The organism is Methanobrevibacter sp., from assembly GCF_017410345.1.
Lineage (GTDB): Archaea > Methanobacteriota > Methanobacteria > Methanobacteriales > Methanobacteriaceae > Methanobrevibacter.
The window spans coordinates 1-11602 of record NZ_JAFQQZ010000055.1; the positions used below are offsets into that span (position 1 = coordinate 1).

An 11602-nucleotide genomic window follows, 5' to 3' on the forward strand; every position below is an offset into this window, starting at 1 on the left:
CTTTTTTTCATTTTTTTTAAATAATTCTGTAAAAATAGTTAATCAAAGATAAAGAAATTAAAAAAATAAAAATAGTAGTAGCGGATAAAGATCCAACTACTTTAAAAAGCTTAACACTCAAATCCGCCGTCACATCTGATGATTTGACCGTCTACGAATTCAGATTCGTCAGAAGCAAGGAATAATGCCAATGCAGCAATATCTTCTCCTTGACCTACTCTTTTCATAGGTGCTCCGTCAACCATCATTTGCAATGCTTCCACTCCACCGATACTATCTACCATTGCGGTGTGGATAGCACCAGGAGCAATACCGTTACATCTTATTTCAGGACCAAGTTCGAATGCCATGGATTTGGTAAGACCAGCAATAGCGTGCTTGGATGAGATGTAACCTACAAATCCGAAGTGTGCAGCGTAGGAAGCTACTGAACAAGTGTTGATTACAACACCTTTTCCTTTTTCTTTCATTACAGGAGCTACTAATTGGGTCAAGTATAATGGAGCGTATACGTCTACTGCAAATACTTTGTCCCATTCTTCTTTGGTAATCTCCAAGAGAGGAGTTATGCTTAAAAGTCCTGCGTTGTTGAATAAGATGTCGACAGTTCCATATTTTTCAATGGTTTCATCGAAGATCTTTTTGATGTCGTCAACATTTGCCATATCAGCAATGACTGCAAATGCTTCTCCGCCAGCTGCTATAATGTCATCCACTACAGCTTGTGCTCTTTCTTCGTTTCTTCCAGTTACAACAACTTTAGCGCCTTCTGCAGCATATAATTTTGCTGTGGAACGGCCCATACCAGAGGTTGAACCGGTTACGATTGCTACTTTTCCATCTAGTTTACCCATTTTTTTCACCTTCTCTAATCATAAGATCTTATGATATTGTAATTAATAGTATATTTCATTAACTATTTAAAGATTTTTAAATAATTCTAAAATTTGTTTAAGATTTTTGAACAAAGATATATATTTAACTAGGTAAAATTAATATGATTATATAATTGTTCAAAAAATCATTTTTTTATTATATGATTTATAGAAAAAAATAATTGATTTTTTGACAAAATGAGAATTTAAAAAATTGAATAAGTGAAAAATAGCTTTTAATTGAAAAAATAATATTCAAAAGGTAAAATAATAAAAAATATTAAAAAAAGAAAAAAAATGTGAGAAATTATTTATCATCATTAACTGAATACATTTCCCTTAGTTCCCTTCTCAGGAGTTTCCAACCGTTCACCCTTGGAAGCTCATCCATGGTGAATATCTTTCTTGGAACCTTGTATCTTGCCAGATATTCCTTTGAATAGGCGACCAATCCTTCAGGGTCCTCTTCCTCTTTCCATACAACAGCAGCTACAGGAAGCTCTCCCCTGTGGATGTCAGCAATGCTGAAGATGGCTATCTCATCCACTTTAGGATATTTGATAAGGGTTTCCTCAACTTCAGTAGGATAGATCTTCCATCCGCTCATTACAATCATGTCCTTCTTCCTGTCTGTAATGAAAAGACGCTCGTCCTCATCGATATATCCGATGTCTCCTGTAAGGAACCAGCCGTCTTCAAGGAAGGATTCCTTGGTTTCCTTTTCCATTCCCCAATAGCCTTTAGCTATTGCAGGGCCTCTGAGGGCTATCTCTCCATGTTCATAGTGGCCTAATGTCTTGTTAGGGTCATCCTCATCGACAATCTTAAGCTCTGAGAAGCATACCGGGTGTCCTACGCTTTCGTATCTGTCTGCTGTGGCATAGTCTTCAGGTCTGATGACGGTTCCTGTACCGATTACAATGGTCTCGGAAAGCCCATATGCATTGATGATTGGAATGTTGTATTGACCCATGAACTTTTTCCAGATTTTCCTATGCAATGGCCCTCCTCCACTGATGATCTCTCTAACAGTTGATAGATTAGCTCTTTTCTCCTCTTCGAGATTTGTCAATGTATGGATTACAGGAGGCATTCCTGACAATACGCTTACTTCTTCGCTTTTGCACAATTCAAGGTATTCGTTGATTTCAAAGAAATCCATTGTGATGGTCAATGCACCTGCCCTTAGTGCAGCTATTGCCCATAGGATTCCTACATGAGCCATCGGATAGATGCATAGGAATGTGTCGTTTTCCTTATAGGTTAATACATCACAGGCATTGTGGATTGCCGCAAACCAGTTTCCATGGCTTAACATGGACCCTTTAGGCTTTCCGGTTGTTCCTGAAGTGTACTGCAATTGGCATAAGTCATCCCAATCGGTCTCTTCAGCAGCCAAGATTTCACTTTCCTTAAAGCTTTCACAGTTTTCTACGATGTAGGATTCAATATTTAAGACTTTTATGGTCTCTTCCGCATCATCATCGGTAATTATCAATTTTGCATCGGAATCTGTAATCATGTAGTTCAGTTCTGATGAGGTCAGTATCCTGTTTGTTGGAATGGCTATTGCACCTATTCTCCATATTGCAAGGAGTGAAAACAGGTATTCTGGGGAGTTGTTCAAATAGATCAATACCCTATCTCCCTTTTCAATTCCCTTATCCCTTATGCTTTGTCCGATTCCTGACACAATATGCAATACTTCACTTGAATTGTATCTTAAGCCTCTACTTGGACAATAATAAACATCTTTATCTAATCTTCGTGCATTAGCATCTAAAAATGTGGTTATATTCAACATGTTTTTCCTCTTTAATTGGTTAAATGATTTCTTTGATTAGAATAAATAACTATTTTTTTAATCTTAAATTATTTCAAGTTCTCAATTTCCTTAATTACCTCATTTGCAACATCCATTGTCTTGTTCTTTCCACCTAAGTCAGGTGTCCTTACCTTTCCTTTTTCCAAGACATTTTCACAGGCCACTTTGACTTTTTCCGCCCAATAATCCTCATTAAGGTATTCAAGCATCATTGAAACTGACAGTATCATGGCTATCGGGTTTGATATATTGTTTCCTGCAATGTCCGGTGCGGATCCATGAACAGGCTCAAACAGTCCATGCCTGTCTCCAATGTTTCCGGAAGGAGCAAGTCCCAATCCACCAACAAGGCCTGCTGAGGCATCAGACAATATGTCTCCGAAAAGGTTGGATGTGACAATCACATCAAATTCCTGTGGCTTTGTCAGAAGGTACATGGCTGTTGCATCCACGTAATAATCATTTGTTTTGATATTTGGATAGTCTTGAGCTATCTTGTAGAATGATTCCTTAAACACTCCATCAGTCTTCTTCAATACGTTTGCCTTATGCACACAGGTTACAGACTCCTTTTCCAGCTTAATGGCCTGCTCGAAAGCAAGTCTTGATATCCTTTCGCTTGCTTTCCTGCTGATCACTCTATGTGCTATTGCCTTATCTCTATTTTCATCTATTGATTCAATTCCTGCATACAGTCCTTCAGTGTTTTCCCTTACAATAAGGAAATCCAGGTCATCAAAGAGGCAGTCTATGCCCTTGAATGATTTGATGGGCCTTAAGTTCGCATATGTATCCAATTCCTGTCTGAGTGTGATGATAGGGCTTTTTTGGCCAGGAGTTGAAGTGATTGCCCCAAAGAGGGTGGCCTTTGCATTTCTTGCTATCCTGATTGTCTCTTCAGGTATGGTTGTTCCATTCCTGTCAAAGCATTCCCTACCTGCTTCCGCTTCGATGAAATCGAAGTTCAAGTCAAGGGATTCCAGTACAGCCACTCCAGCTTCTGTAACTTCCTTTCCTATTCCATCTCCATCTATTCTTGCTATTTTAATCATTATTTTCAGAATCCTAAATTTTTTCAAATCTTTTTTTATTAAGTCTTAATTTAATATTTTTTAAAATAATTTTTAATTTAATATATTATATTATGTTCTTTTATATAAAAAACTTTTGCAATTTTAAACCTTAATGTATATTTTTGTACATTATTGTCTTTATTGATTATGATATTATTTGTGTATTATAATACTGTTCGTATAAAGTCGAAATATTTATATACTTGTAAATTATAATAATAATTAAGTACATTCAATTGTATAAATAAGTATAGCTGATTATTCATATGATTGAATGATTTTAAGTAAAATTTATTTTGGATAATTAATGTTTTAGGATGGTAATAATATGGAAAAGTCAATTGATGATCTTATATTAGACTTAAAGGATGATGATGATTTCGTTAAGGAAGAGGCAATCGGTTCACTTGAGCTTAAAGGTGAAGAGGCAGTTGAACCTCTCATTGCAGCATTGGATCAAAGAGATAAGAACATTAAGCTTGGTGCAATTGAAGTCTTGAAGGCCATTGGAGATAAAAGAGCTATCCCAGCACTTGTAAAAACCTTGGAAGACAGAAACAAATGGGTAAGACAGGAAGCTTCAACAGCTTTGACCACCATGGGTGATGAAGCCATTGAACCGGTCATTGCAGAATTGGACAATCCTAAATGGAGAGTAAGAGGTGCGGCTTGCTGGATTTTAGGCGCACTTGACGCTAAGGAAGCTCTTCCAAAACTCGAAGAGCTATTGAATGATGAAAGCTCTTTTGTGCAATACGGTGCAAAAGATGCAATCAACAGATTAAAGGATGAATAATTAATTTATTCATTTTCTCTTTTTTTTACTTTTTTCATAATTACTTTTTTTAATTGTTCTATACTTTTTTCGATTTTAAACTATTATATAATGCTTTTTTTAATTTTTAAATTATTAATTGAATATTTTTTTAGATTTTTAAAAATTATTTTTTTAAGATCAGTTACTTTTCAACTGCTGTCTATAAGTTTATTTATAATGCTTTACAAAATATAATTAGATAAGAAAAAATAATTTTAAGACAAAAAAAGGTTTTATTTATGATTACAATTACTATAGCTGAAGAGGAAGTTTTAAATCAAATCAAGTCATATTCATCAGAAAAAATAGATGTTTCCCTCTTGAAAGAGGATTTGGGAATCTATGAACATGATTTAAATGATTTGCTAAACAGCTTGAAGTCTAAAGGATTGGTCTTCTATGATGGATCTACAGTTCAGCTAAAAGAAGTGGATGCACAGATAAACACTGTAGATTCAAAAGAGGATGTAATAAATGCTGAATTGAACCAAAAGGAAAAGGCATCCTTCGAAATCATCAAATCCTTGGCCGATGATAAGGGATTTGTCTCAAGATATGAAATTGAAGGAAATCTTTTATATGGGGACTTGAAGCTATCTGACTTTAGAATGTATCATATATTGTTGTCTTTGGAAAACAAGGGGCTCATTAAAGCCGTTTATAGAAAAAATGGAGATTATTATAAAATATTATAATCTCTAAATTTTCATTCTTTTTTTTAGTCTTGACTTTTAAGATAATCTGCCTTTTACTATTTCAATCTATTTTTTTCATAAAATCATTAATGATGTTTAACACATTTTCAATATTGCTGCCAATCAATATGTTGTGTTTTGTCTTATCAAAAACAAGCAATTCAGCATCCTTAATGTTATCGCTTATTTTCATTTGAATGTCCAAATCTGTCAAATTGTCTTCTTTTCCAGCAATCACCACTGTAGGAACATCAATCTCACTTAATTTATCGGTTATATTGAATCCGTATCCTGCCTCTATTCCCTTTTTGATTCCTTCCACATTTGCCACTTCTGCAGCTTCATATTTCAGGGCTTCCAACACTTCATTATGCTCTTCAAGCATGTCTTCAGTTAATGTATATGGCAATATGGTGTCGAAGAATTCAACGAATCCCTGATTGATTGCTGTCCTGAAATCATCAAATATCCTTTCCAATATTTCTGTGTGTTCCGGGAAACTGGACATGATTATGAGTCCATTGACCATCTCAGGATGATTTACAGCAAGGTCCAATATGACATTTCCACCTAATGAAAGCCCTACAAATGTTGCATTCTCTATGTTTAGAGCCTTCAATAAGAGATAGAGGTCTTCCATATACAGGTCGATTGTAGTCTTTCTCTCATCATCACCGGATTCTCCATGGCCTCTAAGGTCAAAAATCAATGTCTGATAGTCATTCTTTAGGTTTTCAGTCAATACTTTCCAATAATTCAGGTTATCGGACAATCCATGAACGAAAACTATTGTCTTTCCTTCTCCTTCAAGTTCATAATTTATATTAATGTCATTGATCATCATTTTAGTCATATTAAATCATTTATTTTAAGTTTAATATAATGTTTTTTCTTATTTGGATTAAGTATTTGATATAGTAATCACAACCAGCATTAAAACTTTTCATAATTTTTATTATTTTATCTGAAATTTGTAATAATTTTAGTAATATTTATATTATAGAAAGTAATAATATATAAATAGAATATTAATAATGTTGAGATTTTTATTAAAAAAGTAATAATTGATGAAAATTTAATTATTAATTATTTGTATTGTAGTTTTAGGTGTTTAATATGATGAGAATAAGTATGTCTTTACCAAAAAAGCTTTTGGCTGAGTTTGATGAAGTTTTAAAAGACAGAGGTTACCAATCACGTTCAAAAGGTATTCGTGATGCCTTAAGTGATTATATCTTAAGATATCAATGGATGAACGAAATGGAAGGTCAAAGGGTAGGAGTAATCACCATCATCTACGACCATCATTTCACTGGAGTTATGGAAAGCTTGGCAGACATCCAGCATGATTATAGAAAGGAAATCAATGCAAGTATGCATATTCACATGACCCACAAATACTGTATGGAAGTCATTGTCGTAAACGGTGAAGTCACTCAAATCAGAGACCTTACCGAAAGAATGATGAGACTTAAAGGTGTAGAGCATGTAAAGCTTACCTCTACAGCAAACGGTGAGTCCTTGGACCATGATCACGACCATGACCATGATCATGACCACAGTCACTAAATCAAGTCTTAAAATTCTATTTTTCTTTTATTTTTTAATTAAAAGTTCATTGTTTCAATGAATTTTTATTTATTTTTCTATTTTTTAAAAAAAGAGTTTAAATTATCTATTGATTTATTTTTTAATTTTTTTAGCAGAATTGAATTATTACCTTATCTATTTTTATATTTTAAAATCCATATTTCATTATAAGTGTTATTATGAAATTTAAAGTCAATTCCTATCATTTCAAGCTATTGAGAGACTATGAAAGGCTCAGTGCTTTCAAGGAAGCAATTGATGACTATGCCAAAAGAATGAATGATGATGGTTCCAATGCTTTAGACGATTCTGATAAGAAAATAGCTTTTGATTTGGGATGCGGTTCTGGAGTTTTAAGCTATTTTGCACAAACATATATGGATAGGATAATAGCTATTGAACTGAATAATTCGGCCTATCAATTAGCTAAAGAGAACCTTAAAGGATTCGATAGGATCCAAGTCTATAATGATGATATATTGAGTTTCGATTTCAGTAAATTGAATGAAAAGGCTGATCTGATTATCTGTGAGATGTTGGACACTGCCCTCATTGATGAGGAGGAAGTTCCAGTCTTGAATCGTGCCAAGGAATATTTGAAGGAAGATGGGGAAATCATTCCAAAGGGTATCATCAATTCAGCAGAACCTATTTTCATGAACAATCATTTCATACAGTATGAGGATGATGAATACAGTCCTGTTTATATTGCCTTAGGGAAATCTGTTGTTTACAGCAAATTTGATTTCCTTGATGAGATTGATCCCAATTTCAGTGCAGTTATTGATTTGGAGGTATTCGGCAAAAAGGATCTGCAAGAGATTGGTCTTGAAGAGAAGCTATTGGGAGAGAGATATGAAAAATTCGACTTTAAAGAAAATTTTAATATCAGGGAAGATAAATTAAAGATTAATGGCATCAAGCTTACAAGCTTTACCAAATTGAATGAAAATATTATCTGTGGGCCAACTCCCATGATGAATCCTGAAATGCTTATACCAATTGAAGAGATTGAAGTGAGATCTGGCGATACAATCAGGATAAGATTGGAATATGTCATGGGTGGGGGAGTGGAGACCATCAATACAGAAATTTTGGATATCATTCATGATTGATTCTGTTTGATTAGATAATGTTCAACCTATGAAAAATATGCTGAATGCATAATAATTTAGTTGTATTTCAAGTGTAAAAATTTTCATGATTTTCAAATATGTTCCATTGTGATAAAATGTTAAATAATTTTGATAAAATAAGTACGGATATTGATTTGTTTTTGGAAAATTGCGATAGTCTCATTGTATTAGGAATAGGAAATGATATTCGTGGAGATGATGGTTTAGGACCATATATAATCAATCAGTTATCCATTTTAAAGGCTTATGTTTTAAATAATTCAAATATCGATGATATCCGCCAAGAAATTAATATAAATCAAAATGAAAATCAAGATAATGAATTTGAGTTTTTTGATAATGTAATTGACATTAACACTGGAAATACACCTCTAGATGAGGGTATTGATTCGTACATCGACAAACTTAATGTTGATGTAAATGAGTCATTGATTGAAAGGATGAAAAAAACATTTTTTATCAATGGCGGTTCTGTCCCAGAAAACTTCACAGGGCTTATAAAGAAAATCAATCCTTCCCATATCATAATCATCGATGCAAGCCTGATGAATATGGAAGCAGGTGAGATAAATATTGTAAATAAGGACAATATTGTGGATATCAGCATTTCAACACACTCAATGTCATTAGCATATCTCATCAGATATCTTGAATTGGAAAACGAGTTCAACATTCTTTTCATAGGCATAGAGCCCGAATCAATGGACTTGTCATTTGAATTGTCTGATAATGTAAAAGAGTCATCTAATGGGCTTGTAAAATTATTGTTCGATAAGATTTTGGGTATCTGATTTTTCGAGATTATTCTTGTTTTATTTTTTTTAAGTAAATTTTATTTAATAGGATTTTAAATATAATAATAGATTAACGATTATTCTTCTATTTTGAGTAATGAATGGAATTCCAAATGTGATTTTATGAAAGTGTTGTTTATTGGATCAAGATTATACGATGATGTGGCCTATCATGTGGATGAATTGGGAGTGGAAAGCATAATAACTGAATCAAATGAGGAAGCTCCTAATTTGGATTTGCCTAGCAAATATTATATCGTTCCAAGAGGAATGGATAAGCCAATGGAAATAGCCATTGAAGAGAAGGTAGATGCTATCGTTCCTCTTTTAGGCATTGACCCTCCATTGATGGATGTGGCAATCATGAAAGAGGAAATTGAAGAGAAGCACAATATTCCTGTAATTTCTTCCAATGTCAACGCTGTTTCAATTGCATCAGATAAGATAAAAACCAAGGAATTCTTTAAATCAATCAATCTCAATGTTCCACCTGCAAAGGTCTTGAATAAGGATGATTTCGATAGTGAAGAGGAATTTTTAGGAAAATTAGGCTTTGAATTCCCTATAGTCTTGAAACAGGGAGAAGGTCAAGGGGGTAAGGATATTTGCATAACAAATCAATATGATGATGTCTTGGAATATTTTAACACTTTTGAACAGGCTTTAATTGAAAAGTTCATTGAAGGGTCTGAAGTTTCAATTGAAGTTATCGGATGGGATGGAGAATATCTGCCTTTGGTTCCAGTCTACAAGGGAGAAACCAATCTGGAAGGAATACATCCGATAAAAAGGCTCAGATATGGTCCTTGTGATTTTGACGAGATGGATAATGAGGAGTTCAGAAAGATAGCCAAGCACATAGCTACAAATCTCAAGTCTGAAGGAACAATAGATATGGACTTAATCTATTCAAAAGATGAAAACAAGGTCTATGCGATTGAAATAAACACTCGTCCAAGCGGAACAAGGTATCTCTCCTTTGCATGTACAGACTTGAATCCATTGAATTTGCTTGTAGATATAGCTATTGGAAAATTCGATGTTGAGACTCTTGAAAGTGAAATGAAAAGTTATTATACTTTAGAAATACCAATAGGTGATTATGAAGGGCCAGCTCCTCAAGAGCCTGTAAAGGAGTATGTCAATGGCAATTTCATTGTACATGGTCCTAAAGGTTATCAAAGACTTACCATAAGAGGAAACACCCGAGAGGAAACCTTTGAAATAGCTAAGGAATTAACAGGCAATGATTATAATATTTAATTTTTTTTATCAGTTTTGATTTTTTTTCATTTTAGAATTTTTTTTTGAAAAATATTTGTTAAAATTCTATTATCAAAAAACTATTTTTTATTCTCTTTTTTAACTTTTCTTTTTTTAAAATGCTTTTTTTATGATGTTCTTTTGGCATGTCAATCTGTGATGATAATATCATTGTAATGTCATTTTCTTATATATAAATAAAAATATAAATATTATGATTGCTATAAAATATTATATTATAGTATGAATTTTTTAATATTTTTTTAAAACTTAGTGTGATGAATATGGATTTGACAAATGTAATAATGATGTTTTTTATAACTTTCCTTGCAACAGTGATATTCACATGGTTTGTAAGGAAAACCTTAAAGGATGCGGATTTATCTGACAATCCTATAGTTAGTGAACATAGGCATAAGGCAGGAACTCCTACAATGGGAGGAATAGCTTTCCTGTTCTCAATCTTGCTTATCCTATCCTTGTATTATAAGAACACAGATATTCTAATAGTTTCATTCATCATGCTTACCGGTGGAGTTATGGGACTCCTTGATGACCTTTTGGGCCTTAGGGTAAAGGAATATCAAAAGGTAGTAAAGAACATCAGCGATTCCATTGTTCCAATAGGATTACTTGATTTGGGAGTAGGCGAAGAGGCAAGAATAACCACCGATAAGGCTAAGGAACAGGTCGGCGGTTTGATTGATAAAGGCAAGCTTGAGCTTGTTGCTGAAATCCCAATCAAATACGAGCCAAGCGAAAGTGTTAAGATCATTGTACAGTTGTTGCCTGGTCTTTTCCTAGCATTTACAGGTGTAGTGGCCACTCTCGGTGGATTCAGTTTAGGCCTATTGGCATATCCTGTTGTAATCATAGGTGTATTGGGTGCAATCAATGCAGTGAACCTCATTGATGGTATGGATGGTTTGGCTGCTGGAATAATAGCCATTGCATCATTTGCATGCTGTGTATACGGTTATATGTTTGGAAATCAAACTGCACTTTATCCATTTGGACTCCTTACTGCAATATGTCTCGGATTTTTAGTGTTCAATAAGTATCCTGCTTCAATATTCATGGGTGATACCGGGTCATTCATCTTAGGTACCGGTTATGCAGCAGCAGTGCTTATAACTGACATGCCTTACTTTGGAGTGCTTGCATTGGCTGTGCCAATCGTATCAACCATCATAAGCCTAATGCACAGGGCTCATATAATCACTTTGCCTGTAGAGCCATTGCATCATACCTTGAATTATAAGGGAATGTCAGAGATCAAGATTGTATTAAGCTATTGGCTGCTTACTGTAGTTGTATGTGCAATTGGAATCTTAGGAAAACTATTCATCTTTTCATAGATAATTAATTTAAAGAACTTAATTAAAACAATCAAATTTGATTCTAGCATTTATTATTACACAGGGAGAAATCAACCATTTTTGCAAATTACAGATTTTAATGATTTTGTAACAAATATTTATGTTCCAGAATCAAAACTTGTAAATAAATTCCAAGCAATGTTTTTAACTGTTTC

At 33.8% G+C, this 11602-nt stretch carries 11 protein-coding genes; 7 read left to right on the forward strand and 4 right to left on the reverse strand.

Annotation, left to right across the window (positions count from 1 at the left end; genetic code table 11):
• Positions 1-110: 110 nt before the first annotated feature.
• From IJE13_RS07910 to aksF, 3 genes are all read right to left on the reverse strand, one after another.
• Positions 111-854, reverse strand: a complete 744-nt coding sequence (locus IJE13_RS07910) for a glucose 1-dehydrogenase (RefSeq protein ID WP_292779091.1) — start codon at positions 852-854, stop codon at positions 111-113.
• A 328-nt stretch (positions 855-1182) separates the two neighbouring features.
• Positions 1183-2679, reverse strand: a complete 1497-nt coding sequence (locus tag IJE13_RS07915) for a class I adenylate-forming enzyme family protein (RefSeq protein ID WP_292779093.1) — start codon at positions 2677-2679, stop codon at positions 1183-1185.
• Positions 2680-2747: 68 nt separating this feature from the next.
• The gene (gene aksF / locus IJE13_RS07920) at positions 2748-3752 is read right to left on the reverse strand and encodes a homoisocitrate dehydrogenase (RefSeq protein ID WP_292779095.1); all 1005 of its coding nucleotides are present in this window, start codon (positions 3750-3752) and stop codon (positions 2748-2750) included.
• A 349-nt stretch (positions 3753-4101) separates the two neighbouring features.
• Between aksF and IJE13_RS07925 the strand changes: the two genes are divergently transcribed.
• Both IJE13_RS07925 and IJE13_RS07930 read left to right on the forward strand, forming a co-directional pair.
• Positions 4102-4569: a HEAT repeat domain-containing protein gene (locus tag IJE13_RS07925; RefSeq protein ID WP_292779097.1), complete on the forward strand. Its 468-nt coding sequence runs from the start codon at positions 4102-4104 to the stop codon at positions 4567-4569.
• A 260-nt stretch (positions 4570-4829) separates the two neighbouring features.
• Positions 4830-5285, forward strand: a complete 456-nt coding sequence (locus IJE13_RS07930) for a hypothetical protein (protein ID WP_292779099.1) — start codon at positions 4830-4832, stop codon at positions 5283-5285.
• Between the two features lie 61 nt (positions 5286-5346).
• Here IJE13_RS07930 and IJE13_RS07935 read toward each other — a convergent pair whose 3' ends face one another.
• Entirely contained in the window at positions 5347-6138 is a 792-nt protein-coding gene (locus IJE13_RS07935) for an alpha/beta hydrolase (RefSeq protein WP_292779101.1), read from the reverse strand.
• Between the two features lie 263 nt (positions 6139-6401).
• On the opposite strand from IJE13_RS07935, the gene nikR reads away from it, so the two are divergent.
• The 5 genes from nikR to IJE13_RS07960 all read left to right on the forward strand — a co-directional run bounded on the left by nikR (position 6402) and on the right by IJE13_RS07960 (position 11426).
• Positions 6402-6854 (forward strand): nickel-responsive transcriptional regulator NikR, encoded by a 453-nt coding sequence (gene nikR, locus IJE13_RS07940; RefSeq protein ID WP_292779103.1) that lies wholly within the window; start codon positions 6402-6404, stop codon positions 6852-6854.
• 200 nt (positions 6855-7054) lie between these two features.
• The gene (locus tag IJE13_RS07945; protein ID WP_292779105.1) at positions 7055-7990 is read left to right on the forward strand and encodes a methyltransferase domain-containing protein; all 936 of its coding nucleotides are present in this window, start codon (positions 7055-7057) and stop codon (positions 7988-7990) included.
• A gap of 116 nt (positions 7991-8106) precedes the next feature.
• Positions 8107-8802: a hydrogenase maturation protease gene (locus IJE13_RS07950; protein ID WP_292779107.1), complete on the forward strand. Its 696-nt coding sequence runs from the start codon at positions 8107-8109 to the stop codon at positions 8800-8802.
• A 126-nt stretch (positions 8803-8928) separates the two neighbouring features.
• On the forward strand, positions 8929-10068 hold the full coding sequence (locus IJE13_RS07955) for an ATP-grasp domain-containing protein (RefSeq protein ID WP_292779109.1): 1140 nt from the start codon (positions 8929-8931) through the stop codon (positions 10066-10068).
• A gap of 284 nt (positions 10069-10352) precedes the next feature.
• Positions 10353-11426 (forward strand): phospho-N-acetylmuramoyl-pentapeptide-transferase, encoded by a 1074-nt coding sequence (locus tag IJE13_RS07960; RefSeq protein WP_292779126.1) that lies wholly within the window; start codon positions 10353-10355, stop codon positions 11424-11426.
• The last annotated feature ends 176 nt before the right edge of the window (positions 11427-11602 follow it).